The following is a 25,972-nucleotide window of genomic DNA, read 5'->3' as shown; positions in this document are numbered from 1 at the left end:
TTTATGAGCGAATCGAAGAACCCGGAAGAATTTTACGCGAAACTTAAGAAGCAATTACAGGACACAGCCATGTGGCCGTCAGAATATCTTTATAAATTCATCGTGCCTACAAAGGGAAGCCAGGTAGAAGAGGTGGAAGATATATTTGATAATATGGGTGCGGTTATCGAAACCAGGCAGTCTAAAAAAGGCACTTATACCAGTGTGTCCATAAACGTAAGGATGAAGAATCCCGATGCTGTTATAGAAAAGTACAGGGAGGTTGCTGCCAACGTGGAGGGTGTAATATCCCTTTAGGATTGGAATAAGGGAAGATTTTATTGTGCTTGCTTCGGAATATTTATTATTTTGCAGGCAGGAGTAAACTTCAGATTAATTACCTAATTAAACTTCAATTTTGACAAACGCATTAGAATATAACTCTGAAAGGAGTAAACTTATAATTCCCGAATACGGAAGACATCTTCAGAAAATGGTAGAGCATGCCGTAAGTATAGAGGATGATAAGGAAAGAAACAAGGTCGCGAAATCCATTATTTCAGTAATGGGGAATATGAATCCGCACCTTAGGGATGTTCCGGATTTTCAGCATAAACTTTGGGATCAGCTATTCATCATCAGTGATTTTAAACTGGATGTTGAATCGCCATTTCCTAAGCCTACGCCGGAAATGCTGGCCGAAAGACCGGATATGCTCAAATATCCTGAGAACAATCCTAAATATCGTTTCTATGGAAACAATATCAAGAGGATGATAGATGAGGCCAAAGATTATGAAGAGGGAGAGTTTAAAGAAGCTCTGGTTCTTACAATAGCTAATCATATGAAGAAGTCTTATCTAAACTGGAACAGGGATTCGGTGGACGACGAGGTTATCTTCGAACATCTTAGAGAATTGAGCGGGGGTAAAATAAACCTGAAAAACACTAACGAAGACCTTAGTCAGGCTTCAGAGTTAATAAGAGGTGGAGGTAAGAAGAAATACTCCAAGAACATAAAAAAAACTGGCCGAAAAGGAGGCCGGAAACGCCACTAAACTCAACATTTTTAATGGGAACATTTCGAATTGAAGGCGGGCATCGTTTGAGCGGGGAGATCTATCCTCAGGGAGCAAAAAACGAAGCACTGCAGATATTATGTGCCGTATTGTTAACCGATGAAAAGGTGACCATACATAACATTCCTGATATTCTTGACGTAAACAAGCTTATCAATTTACTGCGAAACCTTGGAGTGAAGGTCGAAAAGATAGGTAAGGGTACTTATACTTTCCAGAGCGATGAGCTTGATATGGATTACCTGAGCAGTGAGCAGTTCAAAATTGATGGAGGAGGTCTGCGAGGATCTATTATGATCGTTGGGCCGTTACTTGGTCGCTTTGGTAAAGGATTTATTCCTAAGCCTGGAGGAGATAAGATAGGAAGGAGAAGACTGGATACCCATTTTGAAGGTTTTATGAAACTTGGGGCCCAGTTCAGGTACAATAAAGAAGACCGATTTTACGGAGTGGAAGCGCCTGACGGACTTTCCGGTGGTTTTATGCTTTTGGAAGAAGCTTCAGTTACGGGAACCGCTAATATTGTAATGGCAGCGGTACTGGCGAAAGGTACAACAACCATTTACAACGCTGCCTGTGAGCCCTATCTTCAGCAATTATGTAAGATGCTGAATTCTATGGGAGCTAAGATAAGCGGAGTTGGCTCCAATCTTCTTACCATAGAAGGCGTGGAAAGGCTGGGTGGATGTGAACACCGTATCCTTCCCGATATGGTCGAAATAGGTTCCTGGATAGGACTTGCTGCGATGACTCGGAGTGAGATCACCATCAAGGACGTAAACTGGGATATGCTTGGAATAATACCTACAGTTTTTAGAAAACTGGGTATCACAGTAGAAAAAAAGGGTGATGATATTCATATTCCTGCACATACTCAAGGTTATGAGGTGCAGAGTTTTATCGATGGTTCTATTATGAATATTAGTGATGCGCCATGGCCTGGGTTTACTCCCGATCTTTTGAGTATTATCCTGGTAATTGCCACACAGGCCAGAGGAAGTGTATTGATTCACCAAAAGATGTTCGAGAGCCGATTGTTCTTCGTAGATAAACTTATCGACATGGGAGCAAAGATCATTCTTTGTGATCCGCATCGTGCAACGGTTATCGGTCATGATTTCAAATCTCAGCTAAAGGCCACTACCATGACTTCTCCCGATATCAGGGCAGGAATTTCATTACTTATTGCTGCACTTTCTGCAAAGGGGACATCCACTATTCATAATATTGAACAGATAGATAGGGGTTATGAGAATATAGAAGAAAGACTGAAATCTATCGGAGCAAAGATTGAGAGATTAGATTCGTAATATTTCATACAAATAATTGGATAAAAAAAGCTGTTCATTTTGAACAGCTTTTTTTATTCTTCTATTTCTAATTTCTAGACTTCAGTCTCTGCCTTTTTTTTATTCTCCTTATAATGGAAAAGGTTTTGTTCCTTGATCATTTTTGTTGTTTTTTCAGGAAGCATTTCTTCCCATCCTTCCTTACCTTCACTTATCATAGTAAGGACTTCTCGTGAATAAATATCCATGATATCAGGATTGTAATTGGTGATATCTTCAACACGGCCATTGTATTTAAAGAATTTATACAATTCCTTCATTCGTGGATGAACCTTAAGGTTTTCACTGGTAGTGATCTCTCCGGTCTCCGGATCTTTCAGCGGATAAAGATATACTTTAAGGTCTTTGAAGAAGAGTTTACCAAATGCCTCCAGAATTCCACCACTTAAATGGCGATAATATTTTTCATCAAATACGTCCACCAGGTTCTGAACTCCCATGGTAAGACCCATTCTTTGTTTTGAGTAACGTGAGAAGTATTCCACCACCCTGTAATACTCCTGGAAATTGGAGATCATTACAGTCTGGCCTAAGGAACAAAGCAGTTCTGCCCGGTCCATAAAATCTCTTTCATCAATTTCACCTTCAGCTCTTAGGTTAGACAGCGTGATCTCAAATATGATCTCTGTATTTTCCCTGGAAACCTTACTCTCTTTAAAGAAAAGCTCTTTAGAACGCTCATACATATCCATATTCACCTTGGTAACCGGTCTAAAGCTTCCACGAAGGGCCAGAATATTCTTTTTATAAAGGATCTTTGCCGGCAGGACATTATTGCCATCCGGGCCGAACATCACTGCCTCGGTCATTCCATTTTTAACAAGCTGCAGACTCATTAATCGGTTATCAACTTTTTCAAACCTTGGTCCTGAAAAATTGATAGTGTCGATCTCTATCTGGTCTTTATCGATATGATCGTAAAGATATCTTAGTAATTTCTTAGGATTATCATACTTGTAATAAGCACCGTAAATAAGGTTAACTCCAAGGATACCCAGCGTGTTCTGCTGGTGTCTTGCATCATTCTCATGAAAACGAACGTGAAGTAAGATCTCATTATAATCTTCTCCCGGTTCTACCTGATATCTTATTCCTACCCATCCATGACCTTTGTATTTCTTGGCGAAATCTATAGTTGCCACAGTGTTGGCATAGGTGAAAAATAATTTATTTGGATGTTTTTCCCTGGATATACGTTGTTCAATAAGGTTAGTTTCGTGAGCAAGCATCTTTTTCAATCTTGCTTCCGTAACATAGCGCCGATCGTTTTCTACTCCATAGATGGCATCACTAAAATCCTTGTCATAGGCGCTCATTGCTTTCGCAATAGTTCCGGAAGCACCGCCGGCCCGGAAAAAGTTTCTTACTGTTTCCTGACCTGCACCAATTTCTGAAAACGTCCCGTAGATATTTTCATTTAAATTGATGCGAAGGGCTTTGCTATTAATAGAAGGAACATTTTCAAATTCCTTGTCGCCCATTATAGTAATTGGCATATTTTTTCTTTTAAATAAACAATGTTCTTTGTGTACTTCAAAAGTACTAAAAGCACTAGCCATACAAAAAAATATATTTACTTTTGTGTTAAAAATAACACCGTTTGCAAGTAACATTTCTAGGAACAGGAACATCACAGGGAATCCCGATTATCGGAAGTGACCATCCGGTATGTCTAAGTGATAATCCAAAAGATAAACGCCTCCGAGTTTCTGTGCTAATCACCTGGAACGATTATAATATACTTATTGATTGCGGGCCCGATTTCAGGCAGCAAATGCTGGCTAATGATGTGAAACGCCTTGACGCTATTTTTTATACGCATGAGCATAACGATCATACCGCCGGACTGGATGATATAAGGCCTTTCTTTTTCAGGCAGGGCGATATACCCGTCTTTGCACATGAACGTGTCTTAAAAGCTCTTCGAAAAAGATTCGATTATATTTTTACTACAGAGAATAAATATCCCGGCGCTCCAGGAGTAAAGGAAAATATTATTGAGAATAAGCCTTTCAATTTTCACGGCCTAACCGTGACACCGGTTGAATTCATGCATAACCGCCTGCAGGTCTTTGGCTTCAAGGTGGAAGATTTTGCCTATCTCACCGATCTCAAAACTATAGAAAATGAAGAGGTGGAGAAGCTGAGCGACCTTAAAGTACTTGTTGTGAGCGCCCTTCGCGTAAAGCCTCATCATTCTCATTTCAATCTTGAAGAGGCCCTGGAATTCATTGAGAGGGTAAAACCGGAAAGAGCCTACCTTACTCATATTAGCCATATGCTGGGTTTTCATAATGAAGTGGAGAAGGAGCTACCTCCAAATGTCCACCTTGCTTACGATAATTTAAAAATTACTGTTTAGAATGCGTAATAAGATCCTGATGTACCTGTTTATATTCTCTGCTTTGTTCACAATTTTTATATATGTTAACGATAAGAGAATTCTAGATTCTAAACAGGCAGATATAGACCGGCTTCAAAAGGAGCTCAGCGAAACCCGGAATGAGCTGGAAAATTTTTCAGAAACTTCAGAAAATGAAGATTATTTCGGTTTTGAGAATAATGAAGATGCTATTACCTATTTCGAGAACAAAGGAATTGATTCCAAAGACCTTATTCTAAAAATAGAGGATGCCATTATTAGTAAGAATCAGGCCGGAAAGGATAATCCGCTGGTGCCACATGCGGGGATGGAAGGAAACATGAACATCAATAGGATTAAAGTTCTTAATCACAAGTGGATCATAGCCGATTTTACCGATGGGACCTATTGGGGAGAAGTTTTTCTTACCTACGAGGTCGGGGAAAATGGAGAGTTAAAATTCTTTCCGGAAAAATCATTTCTTTATCCAAGATACTAGATACGTTTCTGTAACCACTCCTTGAATTCAAAAAAGTTCTGGGGAGCAACTCCGTGACCTACCGGAAATTCAGAATATGAATTCTCGATTCCTAAATTATCCAAAAATGGTTTGGTTTTCCTGGCCCATTCTACCGGGATCACCTGATCTGCTGAACCGTGGGAACAATAGAATTTAAGCTGGGAAAAATCATTAGATTCATATCCATTCTTAAGAATCCCCTCATTTACATAACCGCTTAAAGCGACTACATTTCTTACTTTTTCAGGATAGGAGAGTGCCACTGCATAACTCAATATGCTACCCTGGCTAAAACCAAGCAGGTTAATATTATCTGCGTCTACCGGGTAGTTCTCAATGATCTCATCTATAAAATCCCTGATAGTATCTCGTGATGTTATAGCCTGGGCATCATCACTAAACTTTCCGTCATTGTTATCCCAGTGAATAGCATACCATGCATTTCCGTAAGGTGGCATGGAATAAGGAGCTTTCGCCGAAATGATGAATAGTTCCTCCGGAAGTTCTTCAGCAAATGAGAACAAATCGTTCTCATCGCTTCCATAACCGTGTAGCATAATTAACACCGGGGCTTTGTCAGATTCTTTTTTTGGTTTTCTTATTAAATGCTGAAGCGAAAAATTGTTGTTCATTATGAAATTGTACTAAACCATTTTTGAAAAAGGGGCCCAATGATAGGAACCTCTCTCATTTCTCCTTTGATTGCCATTACCAGCCCGTAGCCCCATAAAACTATGAAAAAAACATAGAAAGCACCTACGATAAAGCCTTCATCAAAAAGCCCCATTAATGCACCAATCAAATAAAAAGTAATATGAATTCCAAATGCCTGCCGTATGTGAAAGCTGGCAAAAGGATCTTTGGGATCCAGATTCATAAAATAAGCTATGATAGTTCCTATAATCGTAATATAGGAGACTATTGCGGTTGTTTTTGCCTGACCTGAAGGATTCATGATTTTATATATTATTTACTAATAAAACCTTTTTGGGTGATCACCCCGAAGGCTTTTCCTTTTAATTCCTTATTCAGAAAGATACTGTTCTTTGAAGTGGAAAATATATCCTCGGCAGAAAAGGTGAAATTATCGCCAGGAATGAATAAGCTCAGGTCTGTGGGCTCACCTTCCCTTATAGCATACCTGTCTATTCCAAAACGTTCTTTTCCTTTAGTGAGATACTTAACGGCTTCGTTGGTCTCAAAAATCCTACACAGTGCTCCAAAAGCTGATTCTAATCCTATACTTCCATAAAGGGCATTATCAAACTCTACTTTTTTGTGTTCCACATCAATCGGATTATGATCACTGGTAACCATATCTATGGTTCCGTCTTTCAGTCCTTTGATAAGGGTCCGGGAATCTTCGCTGGTCCGCAGGGGTGGTAAGACTTTCGAATTGGTGTCGAATTCCTTTAATTCTTCATCATTCAGCAACAGGTTGTGTACAGCAACACTACAGCTTACATCCAGCCCTTTTTTCTTAGCCTCTTTTATAAGCTGTACAGATTTTTTTGTGGAAATCGTGGGGATATGAAGCTTCCCTCCGGTATATTCCAGCAGGTAAAGGTCTCTGGTTACCTGTAGTTCTTCTGCCAGGTTTGGGATTCCTTTCAGTCCAAGATAGGTACTGTTCACATGTTCATTCACCATTCCGTTAGTGGATATCCTGTTTTCCTGCGGAAAACTTTGAATGAGAGCATCAAAATTCTGGGCATATTGCAGCGCGATCTTTAAAAGGTTAGGATTGCGCTGTGGTAGTTTGTAATCACCAAAACTAACTGCTCCTGCCATTTTCATATCGAGTAATTCCGCCAGATCAACACCTTCACTTTTTATAGTGAGAGCACCAATCGGAAAAATGCTTACCGGATGTGTAGCCGCCTTTGCCTTTACCGATGCTATACTTGCACTATGATCAAGGACCGGATTGGTATACGGATTAAGAGCCACTGATGAGAAACCAGATTTCCCGGCGGTATCCAGACCATTAGCTATAGTTTCCCGGTCTTCATATCCCGGTTCTCCAAAACTTACGCTACTGTCAAACCATCCCCTGGATACATGAAGGTTTTTAACTTTTATTTCCTTGTTTGCCTTTTCCTTGAGACTTTTCCCGATCTTCTTTATTAGGCCTTGCTCGATGAAAATATCTAGTTTTTTATTATGATGAGCAGATTGTTCATCCAGAATAGTAACTGATTTTAAAAGTAGCTTCATTTGAGGAATTTTATGAGTAGCATTTCTATAGCTAAAAAGAACAAAGCAAAAATAACAAACCATTTCCAAAGTGCATTGATTTGTGATGCTGCATTTGCTTCAGAAAAATATTCTTCTACCGAATTATAGGTATGGAGATCCCTATTATCTGAAATATCCAGGTAATTAAGATTGCTTTCTTTGCGATCATAATTGAAACTTAGGTTCCCAAGGCCTGAATTGCCATTAGACACCTCATAATTACCGGCTTCCAGGGGTAGATTTCCGGTATTTATTTCTACCCGGGTACTATAATTCTGTTGTTGTGGGATCAGGTCTGTATCCGGCTTTTTTAAGTGAAGTACCTGATCCTTTCCTAGTTCTGCGGCAATATCTATTTTGTTTTCCCTGTCGGTTTGATAATAGAGCTGATTCTTTTTTAAGGCTTGCAGTCCTATCTGATAAAAAACAGGCACTATAAGCGGCGAATTCTTGAAATTGGAGTTATCAATGTTCAGTGGGGCCGTAAAGAGATAGGCAGAATTGGATTCGGTAAGGAAGGGCTGATTATCTTCATATCTCAAAATTGCATCTGGAACGGCCAGGTTATAGGAATTGAGAACCTTGGGATATTCAAAGTTTTCCGTACGATCTTCAAATACACCTTCTAAGAGAGGATGGTCATATTCTATACTTGTGATTAAGCGTTCAGAAGCTACCTTTTGAGAAAACGCAGGAAATCCCAGTCTGTTAAGTAGCTGCTCATAGCTAGTCTGTTCAGAAGGAATGATTAAAAGTGATGCTCCGTTGGATTGAGCATTTGCGAGATTATTGATCAGTGAAGATGGCAACTGGTCAATTTCATTCAACACGATGAGATTTGCAGAATTAAGCTGGTTAAAATCTATCTGTGATGGTCCAAAAAGGAAGATCTCAAATTCAGGTTCTGTATAGATCCTTTGAAGGAATTCATCTTCCCCATTTGAAATAATAACCACCTTCGCTGCCCGTCTGTCCGGGATGTTGAAAAAGATCTTATTATCATACCTGAGACCGGAATCATCGATCTCTATTCTCCCATTCGGAATAGACCGGTTCTGTAGTCTGAAACTTATTTCTGCCTTATTATCCTCTTCAAACTGAACGCTATTTCTGCCAAGGAGTTTTTCACCATCCAGTACTGAAACAACTACTGGCTGGCCTTCAGGATTATTTGTGCTTAACCTGATGTTTAAAGACAGGTTTTCCGGGTTTGTATCACTTACATATGCCGAATCCAGACTGATATTGGTAATATCTTCGGGAGTTTTCTGCACAAAGTGATAATTGATCTTTTTACCTTCCAGATCAACCGGAAAATCCAGTGTTTGAGGAAAATCGGAGATCAGGATGAATTCCTTTTCTGCGAAAGGATGGTCTTTAAAATAATTTTCCGCTTTTAATTTTATCTCCCTGAAATCTGTCTTATCATCGGTAAATTCAATATTCTGTAATTCATCTTTTAACTCAGGTGTAGACCGTTTGTAAAATTCCCCGTTATTGGTAAGAAGTGCATAATCATTCTCATCATCCAGATTTTCCAGAAGTTGGTTCACTACCCGCTGAAATATAGTAGATTGTCCGTCGCTTGCCTGCATACTGAACGAATTGTCCAGGTAAATGAGTGTTTTGGTATCGCTCAAAGCTTTATCACTGGCAGGGAGGAATGGCTGGGCAAAAGCAAGGATGAGGCAGGCAAGCAGTAGCAGTCTTGTAATAAGGATCAGGAATTTCTTTAACCTCGAACTTTTTCGTGTTTCCTGGATCACCTTTTTCAGGAATTTTACATTGGTAAAATCCTCCTTCTGAAATCTTCTAAGCCTGAATAAATGAACAATCAGCGGAATTATAAGCAGAAACAGGGCATAGAGTAATTCCGGATGTTGAAAATGCATATTCGGGAAAAAGGTTTCTCAAATATAGAAAATGAAATGCGATTGACGGCTATATCCTTTTTATTCGGAACTTAAAGTTGCTGCCTTCGCCGGGTTCTGATTCCAGGGAGATAGATCCCCCCATAGATTCAATTAACTTTTTTACGGTTGCCAGACCAATTCCGCTTCCTGTGTTTCCTTCTCTGTCGGCAGTATCGAGAGTAGTGAAAAGATCAAAGATCTCTCTGAATTTTTCCCTGGGGATTCCCCGACCGTTGTCCTTTACTTCAAAAAAATAGTACTCTTGATCCTTTGAAAATCTAATGTCTACCTTCCTTACTTCTTTATTGTTGTATTTAAGGGCATTGCTTATCAGGTTCAGAAAGACTTGTGTGAGAGCCGCTTTATTTACGTTGTGAAGCATCACATCATCAGGGTAGGTCACCTGGACATCATCAGAAACCTGATAAAGGTCTACAATTCCTTTTAAAAGCTTATGCAGGTCTACATTCACATAATCTTTTTGCAGCACATGATCGCTACGATAGAAGCTTAGAATTCCATCAATATAATTCCTGAGAGAATAAGATGATTCTACAAGGAACTCAAGGTATTGCTCTGTTTCTTCGTCAAACTTTCCTTTATTTTCATCTTTTAAAAGCTCGCTTAATGAAATGATATTGGCGAGAGGGGACTTTAGGTCATGAGATACCAGACTTGCGAAGCGCTCCAGTTCTTTATATTTTTGTTTCAACTGTTTCTGAACCTCGTAAAGCTTATTCTTTTGTTTCCTGAACTCGAACAGATTCATCGTCTGCCTGGCGAGCGCTTTTAATGCCTTAATTTGTTGTGGATTAAGATGTCTTTCCTTGGTATCGAATACGCAGAATGTGGCGATCGCATGCCCCTGCGGATTGTGCAGTGGTATCCCGGCATAGAATTCAAAGTTGAGGCCGTAGCTCTCCTTGGTTTTTAAGAATATTTCTGGATTGTCAGATTTATTGAGGCTAATGAAAGGTTCTTCCTGATGTATCACCTGGTCACAAATGGAGTTGACCCGTTCAAGCTCTGAAACATTCGCCCCGTAAATAGATTTGGTCCAGATGCGATTTTTATCAATAATACTTATCTGTGCGACAGGAACTTCGCATACGGCCGCTGCCAGGAATGTGAGATTGTCATAATCTTCATCCGGCCCGGAATTCAAGATATTATACTCCTTCAAGGCAGCTAATCTTAGCTTTTCATTGAATGGAACTAATTTATGTGGCATCTCCCCAAATAGAATGTTGAGTACAAGTTATTTAAAATTCAACAAAAAACTAATAAAAAAATCCTAATCTACCTTGCGCGAGCGTTTTATATTGAACTCAAAATGAGTTCCTTTATCTTCTTCGGAGGTTATGGTAATATTTCCTCCAAGACTTCCAATAAGCTTTTTTACCGTGGAAAGGCCTATCCCATGACCTTTTTTACCATGCCTGTCTCTATCGGCTGCAGTTGTAAAAAGCTCAAATATATTGTTTTGCTTTTCTTTAGGAATGCCTATTCCGTTATCGCGAATACTGAAATTGTAAAATTCCCGGTTTTCGGTGCAGTCCAATTCAATTATGATCTTTTCGCTATTGTTATATTTGATACTATTGCTGATTAGGTTCATGAAAATCTGGCCTAATGCTGCACTGTTTCCAAATATTTTAAGGTTATTGTCCGGAAGGTTGATCTCACAGTTCTGATCTATCTGAAGTAAATCTATAATGTCTTCCAGCAGGTCATTCAGAAAGAATTCCTGGTGAGTGTCTTCATGAAGGCTACTGCTTGAATAATAGTCTAAAAGCCCGTTTATATATTCGCTTAAAGTTAGTCCGGAATGTTTCAGATAATTCAGGTAATTCACCCCATCATCATCCAATTTATCAGAATATTTAGCCTTCAGAATATCAGCGGTGATGATCATATTTGCGAGTGGCATTTTGAGATCATGAGATACCGTACTGGCAAACTCCCGCAAGATACGGTTGTTTTCATCCAGGTCATTCTTCATTTTTTCCAGCGCCTGGTTCTTTCTTCTGTATTCAAAAAGAAGCTCAACCTGCTTGGCCAGACTTTTAAGCGAAGATTTCTGATTTTCCGTTAAATGATGTTCTTTAGAATCCAGTACACAAAGTGTTCCCAGGGGTAGGCCTTCTTCATCTAAAATCGGCACTCCGGCATAAAACCTAACTCCGCTTTCCAGGGGCAATACCAGGGGGTTATCTTTAAAACGCACATCTTCCAGGGTATTGGGTACTTCAAATAATTCGTTTGGGTTGAGGATGGCATGACCGCAAAAAGAAAATTCTCTTTCTAATTCCGGGATGCTGGTTCCAAGTTTGGATTTGAACCAGTTCTTTTCTGAACCTAGAATTGTAATAAGCGCAATAGGTGTCTGGCAGATCTCACTGGCAAGTTTAGTGATACTGTCATAAGATTCTTCTGCAAAAGTATCAATGATATCAAGTTTTCGTATAGATTCGAGTCTCTTTTCCTCGTTAGCAGGTATTGTGGGACTTATCATTGATAAAGACATGATTTTATTAATTGTTAAAGAAAACTAAAATAAACTAGAATAACAAAACTAGAACAGGCCTTTTTCAAAGACCCCAAGTCCAAAAAGAGCATAGTCATATTTCACCGGGTCTTCACTGTCCATAGCTCTAAGATTGTCATCCAGTTCAGCCAGGGCTTTGGCATCATTTTGTTTACGCTTTAGTAATCCTAATTTTCTTGCCACATTTCCTGAATGTACATCGAGGGGGCAGGAGAGAAGGGCAGGAGAAAGACTTTCCCATATTCCAAAATCAACTCCGGCTTGATCCCTTCTTACCATCCATCTAAGGAACATATTTATGCGTTTGGCAGCCGAGTTTTTTAAAGGATCGCTCACATGCTTTTCAGTTCTTTTCTCATGCGGGAGTTCAAAGAAAACAGATTTAAATTCATGAATGGCTGGCTGTAAGGTGTCATGTGCGGAGTGTTTTTCGAATATCCTCTCCAGGCCTGCATGTTGTGTATAAATATTCCTCAAAGATTTGATAAAAAACCTTAGGTCTGTCGAGTTAAAGGTCCTGTGAACAAATCCGTTCAGGGCCTCAAGGTCGCTCTGTTCATGATGAAGAACGAAATCATATGGACTCATATCCATCATCTTCACCAGTTTTTCAGCATTTTTAAGGATACTTTTCCTGTTTCCCCAGGCGATGGTGGCTGTAAGAAACCCGGAGATCTCTATATCTTCTTTTTTCTGAAATAAATGAGGGATCTGAACAGGGTCAGATTCGATGAAGTGTGGGGTATTATATTCTGCAACTTTCTCATCTAAGAATTCCTTTAGCTCTGCCTGCGAGATTGTCATATATATCTTAAATTTTTGAGATTGTAAATATATGATTTCCAAAACAGGATGCTTTTTAACTTCCGGTCTTTCTCTAATGAAATTCGAAGTGTATGAAACCTGTTTATCATGCTCATTTTATGTATATTTAATTGATAATGAGTTAAGTGAGGTGAAATGAAAATCAGTTTCTACATACTTTGGTTTTTTCTGTATTTCTTTTTTTTCGCTTCTGGTCAGGATAAATATGAGCGTGATCGCCAGCAAATGGTAGATCGACAGATCGAAGCTCGCGGTATAACCAATAAGGCAACACTCAGTGCCATGCGAAAGGTAGAACGACACAGGCTGGTTCCAAAAGAACAGGTGAAGAATGCTTATCAGGACCGCCCACTTCCCATTGGCCACGGCCAAACCATTTCCCAGCCATATATGGTAGCTTATATGACTGAAATTATCCGGCCGGGTCCCGGGATGAAAGTTCTGGAAATTGGTACCGGTTCGGGATACCAGGCTGCGGTGCTTGCAGAGGCAGTAGATGAGGTCTATACTATAGAAATCATTGAGTCTTTGGGTAAGAGTGCTGAAGAGAAGCTTAATAAACTTGGTTATGACAACATATATACAAAAGTGGCCGATGGCTTTTATGGCTGGGAAGAGCATGCTCCCTTTGATGCCATTGTAGTTACTGCAGCTTCCGAATTCATTCCGCCTCCTCTCATAGAACAGTTGAAAGAAGGCGGTAAAATGGTAATTCCCGTAGGTGCTCCTTTCACTACTCAGCATCTTATGCTTGTGGAGAAAAAGAAGGACGGGAAATGGAAGACCAAAAACCTCCTTCCAGTGCGTTTTGTTCCCTTTACACGTAACTGATGGGATCTTCGTTTTTTATCCGGCTGCTTTTTTCAATTGGGCTTCTTTCGGTTTCCATGATTGCATATCAGTTAAGCCTGATGCAATATCTTTCTATCGTACAATGGTATCATTTTGCCTATATGGTGATTGCTATCGCTTTACTCGGATTTGGAGGAGCCGGCACTTTTCTGGCGGTATTCCGGAAAACCCTTATCAGGAAAATAGAAACTCTCCTTCCCTTATTTATGGCTCTTTCAGGTATTTTTATGCCTTTAAGCATATGGATGTCAGGACAACCTTTTGCAAGTTTTGATACCTATTTACTGTTCGTTGAGCAAAAGGAGGTTTGGCGATTATTGCTGTTTGAATTGCTTTTTTTTGTTCCTTTCTTTTTTTGTGCCCTCGCCATAGGAATGATATTTATTAAATATACTGGCAGGATAGGGCAATTATATTTTAGTAACCTGGCAGGATCAGGATTGGGAGGTCTGGTGGCAATATTTCTTTTCTGGACGGCTTCGCCTGGTCAGATACCTTTTATTACTGGTGTATTGGCAATCTTGTCTTCGGGTTTTATACTTCCATCAAAAAAAAGACATTGGTGGATAGGAGCAACTTCTCTTTCTGTCATTACCATGTTGTTTCTTGTCCTGCATTCTCCTTTAAGGCTTGAGGTCTCCCAATATAAAAGCCTTAGCCGGACCCTGGATCTGCCTGATACAAAAATAGAGACCTCTGAAAATAGTCCCTATGGATGGTTACAGTATGTTTCTTCACCAGTACTTCGCTATGCTCCCGGTCTTAGTTTGTCATATACCGGTGATATACCTGTGACCGATGCCATTTTCAATAACGGAGAATGGGCCGGTGCAGTTCTTAATTCAACCGAAGACAGTGAGATCCTGGACCATACTACTTCGGCACTGGCCCTGGAAATTTTTCAACCTCAGAATATCCTGGTGCTGAATGCCGGGACGGGAATAAGAACTCAATATTACAGTCGGCATGGAGTTTCACAAATTGATAACGTGGAGCCTCATCCATTAATTTCAGACTTTTCCACGGAAACAGTCCGGTTTGGAGAGAACGTTCAGCTATATCAGCAGGACGCCCGTTCCTTTCTTGCTGAATCCCGGCAGCAATATCAACTTATAAGTCTCCCCGATATAGGAACCTTTGGCGGTACTGCAGGTTTACAGGCCATTCAGGAGGAATATCTCTTTACAACCGATAGCTTCTCAATGATCTTTGATCGGCTCGAAAAAGATGGAATGCTTATCCTCAAAGTATGGATGGATTATCCTTACAGAAATCCTCTGAAGATTACTGCGAGCTTTGCAGAAACTCTGGATAAAAAAGGAATTAACGATCCGGCTGAACATCTGGTCGCGGTGCGAAGCTGGAATACTATAACTTATTTATTGAAAAAAAATCCATTTTCAGATTCCGAGATTCAGGCTGTGAGGGATTTTTGTGACCGACTTTCCTTTGATCCTTTAATTCTTCCTGGAATTTCTTCAGCAGAAAGAAGTAAATATAACAGCCTGGAGGATGAAAGCCTTTTTAGACTTACAGATCAGCTATTGTCAGGAGATAGGAAAAGCTTATACAGAACCTATGATTTCAACCTGAGACCGGCAACCGATGACCGGCCATATTTTTCACAATTTCTGAAATGGAAGAATTTTTCGCGTTTGCAGGAGCTTTTTGGAGATCAGTCGGCTTCCTTTTTTGAACTGGGATACCTAATAGTAGGGGTGACCTTTGTTCAGTCATTTTTGCTGGCTATAATCCTTATCATTCTGCCTTTATTCCTGCTAAAAAGGAGGATGAAAAATAAAAGCTGGACCCTGCTTTACTTTGCTGGAATCGGCATAGGATTCATGTTCGTGGAGATTGTACTCATACAAAGGTTTATTCTCTTTCTTGGACATCCGGTCTATTCGGTAGCTGCCGTGATCAGTGCAATGCTATTACTGTCAGGACTCGGGAGTTGGCTGTCTTCAAATTTACAAATGGGTCTTGGCGGAATACAAAAGATACTTCTGATTATTGTGGGAATTTTAGTGCTCTACACCTTTGGACTTCCATGGGTCCTGGAAAGGGGAATGGCGCAGGGATTCGGAGTAAAAGTATTTCTATCTCTGGTGTTCATCGGCCTGCCCGCTTTTTTTATGGGAATGCCTTTTCCACTGGGACTGCGTTATCTTTCTGAAAAAAATGAACAGGAAGTGCCATGGGCATGGGGGATAAATGGTTGTTTTTCGGTATTGAGTACTTCTCTGGCCACTATTTTAGCTATTGAGGCTGGATTTTCAGTATTGATCTTTCTGGGGGCAGTAGCTTATTTGATTACAATGTCCAGTTGTTTTATAAAAAGAAGGGTTTAAAAATCCTGAAACAGGTTCATTTAATCGTGAATGATTTCACCATCCACCATTGTAAGTTTCCGGTCGGCCATATCTGCCAGCTCTTCATTATGAGTCACTATAACGAAAGTCTGCTGAAATTCATCACGCAGCCTGAAGAACAATTGGTGTAAGTTTTCAGCCGATTCGCTGTCAAGATTTCCGGAAGGTTCATCGGCAAATACTACGGCAGGATTATTAATAAGGCTTCTGGCAACCGCGATCCTTTGCTGCTCACCACCACTTAATTCCCCGGGCTTGTGAGACGCCCTGTTTGTAAGTCCTAAAAAGCTTAGAAGTTCCATAGCTCTCTTTTCAGCATCCTTCCTAGGTATATTCTGAATAAAAGCCGGGATACAAATGTTCTCTAAGGCTGTAAACTCTGGTAGTAACTGGTGAAATTGAAAAATAAAACCTATATGCTTATTCCTGAAACGTGAGAGTTCACGGGATGAAAGCCCATATATATCGGTGCCGTTTATTTCAAGTTTTGAATCTTCTCCTTTTGACGGGCGGTCCAGAGTTCCCAGGATTTGCAGCAAGGTGGTCTTTCCTGCACCTGAAGCTCCAACAATGGAAACTATTTCACTCTTTTTTATATGAAGATCCACAGCCTTTAGAACATGTAGGTCTCCGTAGTATTTATGAATATTCTGGGCAATGATCATTTATCGCAAAATAAGAGCTCCGAAAATAGCCAAATTAGGGTGATTCCCCAAGCTTAACTTCGGAATAAGTTCTTAACCCTGTTGTAATCTATAAAATAAACCACTCTGAGGCTTAAATTGTGTCTGGATGGCTGCGCGAATAAATTGTCAAGACTTTCGTCAAATCCAAGGTGGCTTAGTTTATCCTGATTAAAAATAGCATTTCTATAGAGTAATACGGCCTCACTTCCCGGTGCGAACTGCCACCTGTAGCTTAAATCCAGATTCCAGATATTAAAGTTGGCATCGGGATTTCCGTCCTGATCTTTCCTATAAATAATTGGTTCCAATGCACCATCTTCAATGAGCCGGGAGAATTGGTCTTCAGTAAAGTTAGCTGTAGACCAGAAATGCCTGAAACTCAAATTAAGTCCCTGTTTGGTGTTAAAATTATAACTTGCGCTTATAGAATTCTCAAGGCTTTTTTGATCTCTGTTCCCGAAAATGATCATCTCCTGAGTTTGATCAACATAACTTGGCCGGTCATTCTCATATTTATATTCAAATTCATAAATCATATTGAATTTGTCATTAAACCTGAAACGCGGCTCGATATTCAGACTAAAGCTGTTTTGGGTCGATTTATAATACTCCTCATAATATATCCTTACATCATAAGCGAATCTCTTCCGGTAATCTGAAGAAACAAAGAACCTGCTTCCACCGAAGGGTTTATATAGCACATAGGCGTTTTCAGCCCTTGGTTCGAAAAAATCTCTGAATTCTGAATTTATCTCCAGAGCACCACCGAAGGCAAATCTCTTTCGGGTCATGGCGAAGAAACTTCCTCCCATACCCGTGTTCACAGAAATGTCTGGCCGGTATCTCCTGAGATGCTGACCATATATCTTGATCTGGTAATTATTATAAATGCCTTTTGGTTCAAAGATCTGGTATGAACCTCCCCAGGAAAAATTATTGTAATTATTGATAAAACTTATCCCCAGATCGTTTATATCGTAGGTCTCATTGGCAAATTCATGCCCCATTTCATATCTAAAATTCCCTTTAGTTCTTTCTACTGAAAACTGAGAGGCGAAACCAGTTTTATTCTGGCCGGGAAGATTCACATTGCTCATTTTCGCCTGGCCTTCAAAATTGAATGAATTCTCTTTATTGAAGATATCAAAAAGGAAGGCGGTAACATTTCCATCCCTGAAATTACCATTTCTTGTAACATTCGTATTTACGAGGGTTATCGAAGAATTTTTATTAAAACGCTGATCCAGCACAAGAATATTATAATTCGCTACTGGCTCCGTAATCCAGCGGCGCCTGTTGCCAGTGATGGTATCCCGGAATACGGCTTCTTCCTTATTTGTGATAGCGTTAAAAAACCCAACCCCAAGGCCTCGATCTGTTCTTCCAGAAACCTTCAGGGCATTGATAAGATCTGTTTTTTCGGGATTGTCGATGATCTCCTCGTTCTCCAGTAAATCCTTTTGTGCATCATTATAACCAATAGGAGTACTCCCTACACGTCTTGAATAGAAGAGCTCTCCCTTGTTGAAGAGTTCGGTTCCTTCGGTAAAGAAAGCACGGTTCTCTCCAAAAACCTGTTCAAAAGGTCCGAGGTTCAGTTCCACTTCATCATAAGCGGTCTGCCCGAAATCGGGAACCAGGGTCATATCAAGGGTAAATGAATCATTAATCCCATATTTCAGGTCCATCCCCGCATTAAAATTAAAATCATCGTTCCCGTCATACTGGTCGGCTGCCGTTGAGATATATGGATACAGGCTAAGTCTTCCAGGTGGGTCAATATTTGAGATTCCTTCTAAAAGGCCGGTATACTGACTTAACTGGCCAAGAGACTTATCAACGTAATTCCATACATAGCCTTCATTGAGATGGCTTATTTCACGATAGAATTGTATTCCCCATTGCTGGACCGGTTTATCCGGAAACCTAAGTGCAGAGTAGGGGATTTTCATTTCTACATACCAGCCCTCTTCGTCCTGAGATACGGCCGATTCCCATACCACGTTATAACTGTAGTCCTCATTATCGCCTGTCATCCTGGCGTCAGCCTGAGTGCCAGCTGCGGTTACTATAAATCGGGTTTGGTTCTCCCCGTCATCATAGGTGTTGATATCTATAAGGAAGAATTCTGTTTGTTGCAAATTATCTCTCTGAGTGAATTGCTTAATGATTTGCTCAGGATTATCCTCCATGAGGTATGCAGCTATGTAGATTGCTTCATTGTCATAGACTAGCTTTACGCTGGTCTCATGAGAGCCGGGGATGGGATCCCCGTCGCCCGGTTCCACCATTACAAAATCTGAAGCAATATTTGCTTTACCCCAGATGGGCTCATTCAGATTTCCGTCAATTTCTGGTGGATTTTCAATTTTTTGAGTAGTATAAACCTTTCTTTTTTGTTGATTTTGAGAGAATGAAAAGAGGCTAAAAATAAAAAATATATAAAAAAGGTAGTATTTTTTAGGCATGGATTGATGAATTGCTCTTAGCAAACCACACAAATGTATTATTGTTCATTAATATGGACAAAAGAATTCTATAAAATCACGTTAAACCGACTTTATTTTGTTTATTTAAAACCTAAATTAGATAAACAAAAGTTTGTAAGAAGTCTATGGAAAATAAAAATTTGAAAAAAGCCACTTTAGCTGGAGGATGTTTTTGGTGTACTGAAGCGGTTTTTCAGAAACTGGAAGGAGTTGAAAAAGTCAGGTCCGGTTTTACCGGTGGCGTTATCAAAAATCCGCCATACCGGGAGGTTATTAGTGGCAGAACCGGGCATGCAGAAGCTATAGAAATACTTTTTGATCCGGAAAGGATCAATTTTAAGGATATCCTGCTGGTATTCTTTGCAACTCATGACCCTACAACGCTTAACAGGCAGCAAAACGATGTTGGAACCCAATACCGAAGCGCGATCTTTTACCATGATGAACAGCAAAAGGAAACAGCCGAAGAGGTAATAAAGTTACTAGAGCAGCAGAAGGCATTTAAGGATCCAATTGTGACCGAAGTGACGGAAGCCTCTGGCTTCTACGAGGCCGAAAAGGAGCACCAGGATTTCTATAATCGTCACCGGGAGCAACCCTATTGTCAATATATCATAGATCCTAAGATCACTAAGTTGAAAAAATTATTTTCAGATAAATTAAAACAAACCGGCAAGAATGGCATATAAATATTTCGAAGAATACAATCATAAAACCACAGAAAAGCTAAAGGATAATTTTCGTGAGATTATTCAGGGAGTGGGAGAGGACCCGGAGCGGGAAGGTGTCGTAAAGACCCCTGAAAGGGCGGCCAAGGCGATGCAGTTCCTAACCCAGGGTTATGCGATGGATGCCGAAAAGATCCTGAAAAAGGCAATTTTCGAAGAGAGCTATGATGAAATGGTCGTGGTTAAGGATATTGAACTTTATTCGCTTTGCGAACATCATATGTTGCCATTCTTCGGAAAAGCTCATATTGCGTATATTCCAAATGGTAAGATAATTGGCCTAAGCAAGCTGCCGCGGGTGGTGGATATTTTTGCAAGGCGACTTCAGGTCCAGGAGAGACTCACCCATGATATTCTTGAGTGTTTGAATAAAACCCTTAAACCACAGGGAGTAGCTGTGGTTATTGAAGCGGTGCATATGTGCATGATGATGCGAGGGGTTCAGAAACAGAACAGTGCAACCACTACCTCAGGTTTCAGAGGTCAGTTTAAGAAGATTGAGACTCGTGAAGAATTCCTGAAACTTATAAGCTCAGACCTGAGATAGAATTCTGGCATCTTATTTGATTTTAAAAAGCTAAAAATCAAAAGATGGAATTATTCAGAAATAAAACTTTTATAAAAGGCCTGGCTTTTGACCTTGCGGGTATGGCCACCATGGCGATTCCGGTCATTGGTCCTTTTCTGGACCTTGTCTGGGCACCTTATGCTGCAAAGAAAATGAGTGAAATGTATCCGGGGAGAAAAGGAAAACTGGCTTCGGTGCTGGTATTTATCGAAGAGATACTTCCAGGAACCGATTTCATACCAACCTTTACATTAATGTATCTGTATACATATGTTTGGAAGAAAGAACCTTTAAGGCCTCAGGTTATTGAAGTTAAGAGTTATTGATGTTTTCTTAATTAGTTAAAGGAAAGGCTGCCGGTATTCTGGCAGCCTTTATTATTTATATCTTCCATGAGGCTGAGATCATGAAATTTCTACCAATATTATGTATGTTATCGGGTTTTAGCCGGGAAAGATGAGAAATATATGCTTTATCAAGCAGGTTATTTCCGTTTATTCCCAACTCTAGTACCGAGTCTCCAAAATTGATACTGGTACCAAAACCGGCTCCCAGTAAACCATAACCTCCAGTTCTTGTCTCAAACATTCCGGGATTATTCTGGTCAAAAACATTCTTAAGCCTGATAAAAGCATACTTCCCGCTAAAGGTCTTTCCTTCTTCAAGTTCTACTCTGAATGTGTTGGTGAGAGAATTTGCCGGGATTAGAGGAAGATAAGATCCACTGGTCAACTTACCCGTAACGGTCTCAAAACTACTTTCCAGATGTAACCAGTCAAGAGGATGGGGATGAATATGAATACCAATTTCGCCCCCATAGAGATTAGCATTCTCCTGGACATACTGGAAAACGGGGCTGGAATCTATAGTTTCTCCCGTAGGACTGATAAAAATATAATCGTTTACGGAATTATTAAATGCATTTATAAATGTTTCAAAATGGGGGGTCCTCAATTCCAAAGCCAGATCAACCTGAAAATTTTGTTCATTCTTAAGTTGTGAATTGCCCTTTTCATATCTGTTGGCTCCATGGTGTTCTCCGTCTGAAGTAAGCTCTGAAAGGTTTGGAGCACGGAAACCACTGGCAAGATTGAGTCTTGCAATGAACTTCTGATCATACTGGTATTTGGCACCAATTGCTCCGTTGAAACTATTAAAATTGCGATCTATACTCTCAACGGTAGACCCCTCTTCGGTTAGATAGGAATTAGAATTCAGAGAGCGATTATCGAACCTTAAACCTCCCTGGAAATCCCAGTTTTCAAGATGGTAATGGGTAGTGGCAAATACACCAAAATCGACGGTTTCGGCATCGGGGATAAGCAGTTCTTCTCCAAAATTCTTATTGGTCTGGTACATTCCCTGTACTCCCGCGATAGTCTCGAAATTGCCTATTTTGGGTAGATTATATTTGAAATTATAATTCAGGGTTTCAAGATGCATCTCCAGAGCGGGTTCAGGCTCTTCTCCTGAAACTTCTTCACCTTCTTCGTGACCTTCATCATGACCTTCTTCATTATGTTCCTCAAATTCTTTCCGGTTATTGAATTGATAACCGACCTTCAGGTCCAGACTGGATTTAGCGAAATAGAGTTTATTGTCCAGGCTCAGAACATGATTATCTATGTTTTGATAGGGAAGAAGTGGTTCTTTTTCAGTAGACTGGATACCGATCTCTTCAGGGATCCCAATTTCACTTCGGTTGAAGTTGTATCTAAGATCCCCCTTGTATTTATTGTGCTGGAATCCTATCCCGGCTTTCAGGTCTCTTTCATTAAACCGGGTGTTCGTAATCCGGACATCATCTCCACTTTTATAGTCGCTATGATATGCCTGGCTTCCCCTTACCAGGAATTTTAATTTTTCAGTTGAGGTCTTTGCCATTAAACTGGCCTGATAGCCAAGGCTGTTACTGAAATAATCTGATTCAACTGCTGCACCTGTTGAATTTGCCGGGGCATATTTTTCGGGATTCAAATATAGAACGCCCCCAATGGCATCGCTACCATAAAGCAATGATGCCGGACCTTTTATCACCTCCACACTTCCAATTCCTTTTGAATTTACACCTAAGCCGTGTTCGTCCCCATATTGCTGGTTTTCAAGTCTTACACCTTGCGTATATACAAGTACCCGGTTTGAACTTAAGCCTCTAATCACAGGTTTTCCGATGCCGGCACCCGTGCTAAGGTTGTCAACTCCCGCGATTTGCGAGATCCCATCAGATAGTGTCACTGCTCCTTTCCGGTTAAGTTCTGAAACGCTTTCACGTTCAACCTTCATTACATTTTCGCTTTGTAGCTGATGGAAAGGAGTAGAAACTATTACTTCCTCCATTTCAATGGCCGATGGTTTCAGACTGATTTCGATCTCTCCGGAAGGAATGCTTATTTCTTGTGTAAAACTGGCAAAACCTATAGATGATACCACCATTTTATAATTTCCCTGTGGCAGGTTGGAAATACTGAATTCTCCTTCGGTATTGGTCATCGTTCCCTTTTCTAATTGAGGGAAGTAGATATTGGCGCTGAAAACTGGTTCACTGGTTTCAGCGTTCCTAATTATCCCGGAAATATTATTCTGGCTAAATAAAGCCGTATTCACCGCAAATAGCAGTGTAATTAAAAATATGTTTCGCATTAAAGTACTTTAAATGATTTATAATCGCTTGATAAAATTGAATGTCAGGCAATTGAGGGTGGTCCTCTTAGGTCAAAGGCAAGAGGTTCGAAATCATTCAAAAACTGGTAATATTCAAAAATACCCCTTTCCTTAGTAACTTCCGAAACAATGTTATATTCAGGGAAAGTTATTTGGAGAGCAGGATTCTTATGAAATGTATGGAGCTCACAATCTATAGATTTCTTGTGATAATGGTATTCAGAATAATTCTCACAAAGCTTATGGCTATGGTCGAGAAAAATATGGGAGAAACTTACCGCAGATGGCAGTAGGATTAATATCGCCGTAAAGACGAAGAATATGTCCTTTAATTCCTTCAATTTTAGGTTCTGAAAAATTTAGCCAGTCCAATTCTGGTTAACATTCGTTTTTCAAAAGACCAAAAAAACTGGAATTGCCCGAATACCCAGCCGAAAGTGACCAGCAGGACCTGGTAAATAGGGAAGATCAAAAAAATCCTTGCAAGCCAGTACAGGCTCCAGTGGGTTGTTTCCTGGGTAATGCCTAAAACCTCGCAAACAGGGCTGGCAAGTTTCGCAGCGGAAGAACCAGTGATAGCAAAAACCAGAAATATGACAAATAGCTGCCAGTTAGACTCTATTCCCCAGCGATTTTTCAACTTTTTCATGTTGCAAATATAGGGATTTGATTAAAGAATCAAATCCTTGTAGGAACACTAAATCGCTGATTGTACTGATGACTGAAGTAGACAAAATAATTATAAAGGAGATAATTCACCTCGTATCCATAATCAATATTGGGATCATAATTTATCTCATTAAGGTACAGGTTAGGGTTATAAACCATAGGTTGTCTAACCCTCTGGTTATATTCCGTCACCAGGAATTGGTTCTTGTTCTCTAAATAGTTCTGGGAATAATAACCCCTGGGTTTGGCATAGGTATTAATGAATAAGTCAAAACCCGGTTCAATAATGATAATTTCATACTCCAGACTATCATTGGCGATACGAACCGTATCATTTTCAGCATTCGCAATCCTGTCTGAAGGGAATCTTTTTCCTCCTGTGGAACCACAACTATAAACAAATAATGCTAGTAGAAATATGTATAATATGTTTTTCATTTTATTGGAATTATAATATAAGAATTCACAAATATTGTTCCTCTATTAGCGCCCTCCTGAGTAGCCACCAAGAATACTTTGGTCATCATTATTATTTTTTTTACCCAGTGCGATTTCTTCACTACTGTCTATAAGATCCGGGCTGTCTTCATTTTTGACCAGTGTCCTTATGAAAACTTTATCGTATTCCACACCTTGTCCGTTAAGGCTTTGAATGAGATCAGAAATTTGAGCATTTTCTTCCTTTTTCTTCATCTGTGTAATAATAGCAGCTATAAAACCAGCACTTATCTTTAAGATTTTCTGAAAGCTTTCTTTATCCATTTTCTGCAAGTCACTACAATTTTCCAGTAACTCAATCTGATCCGGATCTAACTGGTGGACTATAATATTATTTCCTTCTGAAATAAGGTCGGCTTGCTCAATAAAAGAAATAAGATCTTGAAAGTCTTTCAATAGAAGGGCCTCGTTTTTTTGAAAAACAGAAAGTAATGCGGGAAGTGTGAAAGTAAAGGTTCTCTGGATTTTAGATCTGTCCTGTGACGTGAGTTCCTCTGTTTTCTCCATGAGTCTTTCGCCGCTATGTGTCCTGAAAATATCTAATAGATTGGCCATTTTATCCTTGAATTAATCTAAGTTCAAGTTAGCAAGTTTATCATGGAAGTTTCCTAATGAAATAATAAAAAAGAGACTGTCTGTTATTTTTAGACAGCCTCTTCACAAAACATCTTTGTTTATATTTTTTCGGTTTTAAGAAGGGAAATTACCTGTTCGGCCAGTTCAGCTCCAATCCTTTCCTGGGCCTCATGGGTGGAACCGCCAATATGAGGACTTAAGGAAACACTTTCGTTCATAAGAAGTTTTATTGCGGGGTTCGGTTCATTCTCATAAGTATCGAAGGCTGCAAATGATACTTTTCCGGTATCTATGGCTTCCAGTACGGCCTCTTCGTCCAGTACACCGCCACGGGCGGCATTGATGATACCCACACCATCTTTCATTTTCTTAATCTCTTTGCTTCCTATCACGGGCTTTTTCTGTGCGGGCACATGGATTGTGATAAAATCGGCATGCTTTATAAGCATGTCTACAGGTTCCGTCTTAATGGGAATCCTGATGCTCTGGTGATTATAAAATTCGAGTTCTATTTCAGCTTCACCAACTTCATGATCACTGGCGATGACCTTCATGCCAACACCCAGAGCGATCTTTGCCACTTCGCGCCCAATCTTTCCGAACCCAATAATTCCAAGGGTTTTTCCTCTTAATTCAACCCCACCGGCATATAATTTCTTTAGATCTTTGAATTTTGTCTCTCCTTCCAGAGGCATATTCCTGTTGGAATGATATAGCTGGCGTACACCGCCAAAAAGATGTGCAAAAACCAGCTCGGCTACAGAACTTGACGATGCAGCAGGGGTGTTGATCACATGGATTCCTTTTTGCCTGGCATATTCCACATCGATATTATCCATACCAACCCCACCACGTCCTATCAGTTTGAGTCCAGGACAATTGTCAATGATATCCTTTCTTACCTTGGTAGCACTTCTAACCAGAAGTACGTTTATACCTTTATCGTTTATATAGTCTTTAAGCTGTTCCTGAGAAACTTTTTTGATGATGACCTCAAATCCAGCATTTTCCAGAGCTTTCACTCCGCTATTTGAGATGCCATCATTTGCTAATACTTTCAT

At 40.0% G+C, this 25,972-nt stretch carries 26 protein-coding genes; 10 read left to right on the top strand and 16 right to left on the bottom strand.

Translation table 11 applies throughout. The features are described from left to right. Window positions 1-3 precede the first annotated feature (3 nt). From LU635_RS12825 to murA, 3 genes are all read left to right on the top strand, one after another. A complete protein-coding gene (locus tag LU635_RS12825) occupies window positions 4-297 on the top strand; it encodes a DUF493 family protein (protein WP_240099862.1) in 294 nt (97 codons plus the stop codon). A gap of 100 nt (window positions 298-397) precedes the next feature. Next, a complete protein-coding gene (locus tag LU635_RS12820) occupies window positions 398-1,036 on the top strand; it encodes a DUF4290 domain-containing protein (RefSeq protein WP_240099860.1) in 639 nt (212 codons plus the stop codon). Window positions 1,037-1,050: 14 nt separating this feature from the next. Next, window positions 1,051-2,367, top strand: coding sequence for a UDP-N-acetylglucosamine 1-carboxyvinyltransferase (gene murA, locus LU635_RS12815; protein WP_240099858.1), 1,317 nt, complete (start codon window positions 1,051-1,053; stop codon window positions 2,365-2,367). A 74-nt stretch (window positions 2,368-2,441) separates the two neighbouring features. Here murA and LU635_RS12810 read toward each other — a convergent pair whose 3' ends face one another. Further along, window positions 2,442-3,902: a TonB-dependent receptor gene (locus LU635_RS12810; RefSeq protein WP_240099856.1), complete on the bottom strand. Its 1,461-nt coding sequence runs from the start codon at window positions 3,900-3,902 to the stop codon at window positions 2,442-2,444. A gap of 104 nt (window positions 3,903-4,006) precedes the next feature. On the opposite strand from LU635_RS12810, the gene LU635_RS12805 reads away from it, so the two are divergent. Together LU635_RS12805 and LU635_RS12800 are read left to right on the top strand one after the other, a co-directional pair. Beyond that, window positions 4,007-4,768, top strand: coding sequence for an MBL fold metallo-hydrolase (locus tag LU635_RS12805; protein ID WP_240099854.1), 762 nt, complete (start codon window positions 4,007-4,009; stop codon window positions 4,766-4,768). A 1-nt stretch (window position 4,769) separates the two neighbouring features. After that, window positions 4,770-5,267, top strand: a complete 498-nt coding sequence (locus LU635_RS12800) for a hypothetical protein (RefSeq protein ID WP_240099852.1) — start codon at window positions 4,770-4,772, stop codon at window positions 5,265-5,267. On the opposite strand, the gene LU635_RS12795 is transcribed toward LU635_RS12800, so the two are convergent. The 7 genes from LU635_RS12795 to LU635_RS12765 form a co-directional block, all read right to left on the bottom strand. Continuing rightward, complete coding sequence (locus LU635_RS12795; protein ID WP_240099850.1) at window positions 5,264-5,920, bottom strand: alpha/beta hydrolase; 657 nt, start codon at window positions 5,918-5,920, stop codon at window positions 5,264-5,266. The two genes, LU635_RS12800 and LU635_RS12795, sit on opposite strands and share 4 nt — an antisense overlap. After that, entirely contained in the window at window positions 5,920-6,243 is a 324-nt protein-coding gene (locus tag LU635_RS12790; RefSeq protein ID WP_240099848.1) for a magnetosome magnetite crystal formation protein family, read from the bottom strand. Before LU635_RS12790 ends, LU635_RS12795 begins: the two co-directional genes overlap by 1 nt. 11 nt (window positions 6,244-6,254) lie before the next feature. Further along, window positions 6,255-7,505: a dihydroorotase gene (locus LU635_RS12785; protein WP_240099846.1), complete on the bottom strand. Its 1,251-nt coding sequence runs from the start codon at window positions 7,503-7,505 to the stop codon at window positions 6,255-6,257. Then, complete coding sequence (locus LU635_RS12780; protein WP_240099844.1) at window positions 7,502-9,418, bottom strand: vWA domain-containing protein; 1,917 nt, start codon at window positions 9,416-9,418, stop codon at window positions 7,502-7,504. The genes LU635_RS12785 and LU635_RS12780 overlap by 4 nt, the downstream gene beginning before the upstream one ends. Before the next feature lie 49 nt (window positions 9,419-9,467). After that, the gene (locus LU635_RS12775) at window positions 9,468-10,670 is read right to left on the bottom strand and encodes a sensor histidine kinase (RefSeq protein ID WP_240099842.1); all 1,203 of its coding nucleotides are present in this window, start codon (window positions 10,668-10,670) and stop codon (window positions 9,468-9,470) included. A gap of 63 nt (window positions 10,671-10,733) precedes the next feature. Then, a complete protein-coding gene (locus tag LU635_RS12770; RefSeq protein ID WP_240099840.1) occupies window positions 10,734-11,966 on the bottom strand; it encodes a sensor histidine kinase in 1,233 nt (410 codons plus the stop codon). Between the two features lie 48 nt (window positions 11,967-12,014). Further along, entirely contained in the window at window positions 12,015-12,785 is a 771-nt protein-coding gene (locus tag LU635_RS12765; RefSeq protein ID WP_240100246.1) for a TIGR02757 family protein, read from the bottom strand. 162 nt (window positions 12,786-12,947) lie between these two features. Between LU635_RS12765 and LU635_RS12760 the strand changes: the two genes are divergently transcribed. Both LU635_RS12760 and LU635_RS12755 read left to right on the top strand, forming a co-directional pair. Next, window positions 12,948-13,643, top strand: a complete 696-nt coding sequence (locus tag LU635_RS12760) for a protein-L-isoaspartate(D-aspartate) O-methyltransferase (protein ID WP_240099838.1) — start codon at window positions 12,948-12,950, stop codon at window positions 13,641-13,643. Next, complete coding sequence (locus tag LU635_RS12755; RefSeq protein ID WP_240099836.1) at window positions 13,643-16,015, top strand: spermidine synthase family protein; 2,373 nt, start codon at window positions 13,643-13,645, stop codon at window positions 16,013-16,015. Before LU635_RS12760 ends, LU635_RS12755 begins: the two co-directional genes overlap by 1 nt. 20 nt (window positions 16,016-16,035) lie before the next feature. Here LU635_RS12755 and LU635_RS12750 read toward each other — a convergent pair whose 3' ends face one another. Continuing rightward, window positions 16,036-16,701: an ABC transporter ATP-binding protein gene (locus LU635_RS12750; protein ID WP_240099834.1), complete on the bottom strand. Its 666-nt coding sequence runs from the start codon at window positions 16,699-16,701 to the stop codon at window positions 16,036-16,038. A gap of 53 nt (window positions 16,702-16,754) precedes the next feature. Further along, entirely contained in the window at window positions 16,755-19,190 is a 2,436-nt protein-coding gene (locus tag LU635_RS12745) for a DUF5916 domain-containing protein (protein ID WP_240099832.1), read from the bottom strand. 146 nt (window positions 19,191-19,336) lie between these two features. Here LU635_RS12745 and msrA point away from each other — a divergent pair, with 146 nt between their 5' ends. From msrA to LU635_RS12730, 3 genes are read left to right on the top strand one after another with little or no spacing between them, the layout of a single operon-like run. Further along, window positions 19,337-19,900, top strand: coding sequence for a peptide-methionine (S)-S-oxide reductase MsrA (msrA, locus tag LU635_RS12740; RefSeq protein WP_240099830.1), 564 nt, complete (start codon window positions 19,337-19,339; stop codon window positions 19,898-19,900). After that, window positions 19,890-20,486, top strand: a complete 597-nt coding sequence (gene folE / locus LU635_RS12735; RefSeq protein ID WP_240099828.1) for a GTP cyclohydrolase I FolE — start codon at window positions 19,890-19,892, stop codon at window positions 20,484-20,486. Before msrA ends, folE begins: the two co-directional genes overlap by 11 nt. A 44-nt stretch (window positions 20,487-20,530) precedes the next feature. Further along, window positions 20,531-20,833 (top strand): hypothetical protein, encoded by a 303-nt coding sequence (locus LU635_RS12730; protein WP_240099826.1) that lies wholly within the window; start codon window positions 20,531-20,533, stop codon window positions 20,831-20,833. Between the two features lie 55 nt (window positions 20,834-20,888). Here the strand turns inward: LU635_RS12730 and LU635_RS12725 are convergent, their stop codons facing one another. The 6 genes from LU635_RS12725 to LU635_RS12700 form a co-directional block, all read right to left on the bottom strand. After that, window positions 20,889-23,147, bottom strand: a complete 2,259-nt coding sequence (locus tag LU635_RS12725) for a TonB-dependent receptor (RefSeq protein ID WP_240099825.1) — start codon at window positions 23,145-23,147, stop codon at window positions 20,889-20,891. Between the two features lie 44 nt (window positions 23,148-23,191). Beyond that, a complete protein-coding gene (locus LU635_RS12720) occupies window positions 23,192-23,509 on the bottom strand; it encodes a hypothetical protein (RefSeq protein ID WP_240099823.1) in 318 nt (105 codons plus the stop codon). Between the two features lie 2 nt (window positions 23,510-23,511). Then, on the bottom strand, window positions 23,512-23,817 hold the full coding sequence (locus LU635_RS12715; protein WP_240099821.1) for a DUF6787 family protein: 306 nt from the start codon (window positions 23,815-23,817) through the stop codon (window positions 23,512-23,514). A gap of 29 nt (window positions 23,818-23,846) precedes the next feature. Further along, entirely contained in the window at window positions 23,847-24,275 is a 429-nt protein-coding gene (locus LU635_RS12710) for a DUF6146 family protein (protein ID WP_240099819.1), read from the bottom strand. 45 nt (window positions 24,276-24,320) lie between these two features. After that, on the bottom strand, window positions 24,321-24,890 hold the full coding sequence (locus LU635_RS12705) for a hypothetical protein (RefSeq protein WP_240099817.1): 570 nt from the start codon (window positions 24,888-24,890) through the stop codon (window positions 24,321-24,323). Window positions 24,891-25,009: 119 nt separating this feature from the next. Further along, window positions 25,010-25,972: a D-2-hydroxyacid dehydrogenase gene (locus LU635_RS12700; protein ID WP_240099815.1), complete on the bottom strand. Its 963-nt coding sequence runs from the start codon at window positions 25,970-25,972 to the stop codon at window positions 25,010-25,012.

This window comes from Christiangramia crocea (assembly GCF_022410465.1).
In the GTDB taxonomy this organism is placed as follows: Bacteria; Bacteroidota; Bacteroidia; order Flavobacteriales; family Flavobacteriaceae; genus Christiangramia; species Christiangramia crocea.
This window is presented reverse-complemented; position numbering and strand designations above follow the sequence as displayed.

What these genes read in the sequence shown, in the direction of transcription:
- LU635_RS12825 (WP_240099862.1), top strand. Translation starts at nt 4, where the DNA reads ATGAGCGAATCGAAGAACCCGGAAGAATTTTACGCGAAACTTAAGAAG.
- murA (WP_240099858.1), top strand. Translation starts at nt 1,051, where the DNA reads ATGGGAACATTTCGAATTGAAGGCGGGCATCGTTTGAGCGGGGAGATC.
- LU635_RS12810 (WP_240099856.1), bottom strand. Translation starts at nt 3,902, where the DNA reads ATGCCAATTACTATAATGGGCGACAAGGAATTTGAAAATGTTCCTTCT.
- LU635_RS12800 (WP_240099852.1), top strand. Translation starts at nt 4,770, where the DNA reads ATGCGTAATAAGATCCTGATGTACCTGTTTATATTCTCTGCTTTGTTC.
- LU635_RS12795 (WP_240099850.1), bottom strand. Translation starts at nt 5,920, where the DNA reads ATGAACAACAATTTTTCGCTTCAGCATTTAATAAGAAAACCAAAAAAA.
- LU635_RS12790 (WP_240099848.1), bottom strand. Translation starts at nt 6,243, where the DNA reads ATGAATCCTTCAGGTCAGGCAAAAACAACCGCAATAGTCTCCTATATT.
- LU635_RS12785 (WP_240099846.1), bottom strand. Translation starts at nt 7,505, where the DNA reads ATGAAGCTACTTTTAAAATCAGTTACTATTCTGGATGAACAATCTGCT.
- LU635_RS12780 (WP_240099844.1), bottom strand. Translation starts at nt 9,418, where the DNA reads ATGCATTTTCAACATCCGGAATTACTCTATGCCCTGTTTCTGCTTATA.
- LU635_RS12775 (WP_240099842.1), bottom strand. Translation starts at nt 10,670, where the DNA reads ATGCCACATAAATTAGTTCCATTCAATGAAAAGCTAAGATTAGCTGCC.
- LU635_RS12770 (WP_240099840.1), bottom strand. Translation starts at nt 11,966, where the DNA reads ATGTCTTTATCAATGATAAGTCCCACAATACCTGCTAACGAGGAAAAG.
- LU635_RS12760 (WP_240099838.1), top strand. Translation starts at nt 12,948, where the DNA reads ATGAAAATCAGTTTCTACATACTTTGGTTTTTTCTGTATTTCTTTTTT.
- LU635_RS12755 (WP_240099836.1), top strand. Translation starts at nt 13,643, where the DNA reads ATGGGATCTTCGTTTTTTATCCGGCTGCTTTTTTCAATTGGGCTTCTT.
- LU635_RS12750 (WP_240099834.1), bottom strand. Translation starts at nt 16,701, where the DNA reads ATGATCATTGCCCAGAATATTCATAAATACTACGGAGACCTACATGTT.
- LU635_RS12745 (WP_240099832.1), bottom strand. Translation starts at nt 19,190, where the DNA reads ATGCCTAAAAAATACTACCTTTTTTATATATTTTTTATTTTTAGCCTC.
- msrA (WP_240099830.1), top strand. Translation starts at nt 19,337, where the DNA reads ATGGAAAATAAAAATTTGAAAAAAGCCACTTTAGCTGGAGGATGTTTT.
- folE (WP_240099828.1), top strand. Translation starts at nt 19,890, where the DNA reads ATGGCATATAAATATTTCGAAGAATACAATCATAAAACCACAGAAAAG.
- LU635_RS12730 (WP_240099826.1), top strand. Translation starts at nt 20,531, where the DNA reads ATGGAATTATTCAGAAATAAAACTTTTATAAAAGGCCTGGCTTTTGAC.
- LU635_RS12725 (WP_240099825.1), bottom strand. Translation starts at nt 23,147, where the DNA reads ATGCGAAACATATTTTTAATTACACTGCTATTTGCGGTGAATACGGCT.
- LU635_RS12715 (WP_240099821.1), bottom strand. Translation starts at nt 23,817, where the DNA reads ATGAAAAAGTTGAAAAATCGCTGGGGAATAGAGTCTAACTGGCAGCTA.
- LU635_RS12710 (WP_240099819.1), bottom strand. Translation starts at nt 24,275, where the DNA reads ATGAAAAACATATTATACATATTTCTACTAGCATTATTTGTTTATAGT.
- LU635_RS12705 (WP_240099817.1), bottom strand. Translation starts at nt 24,890, where the DNA reads ATGGCCAATCTATTAGATATTTTCAGGACACATAGCGGCGAAAGACTC.
- LU635_RS12700 (WP_240099815.1), bottom strand. Translation starts at nt 25,972, where the DNA reads ATGAAAGTATTAGCAAATGATGGCATCTCAAATAGCGGAGTGAAAGCT.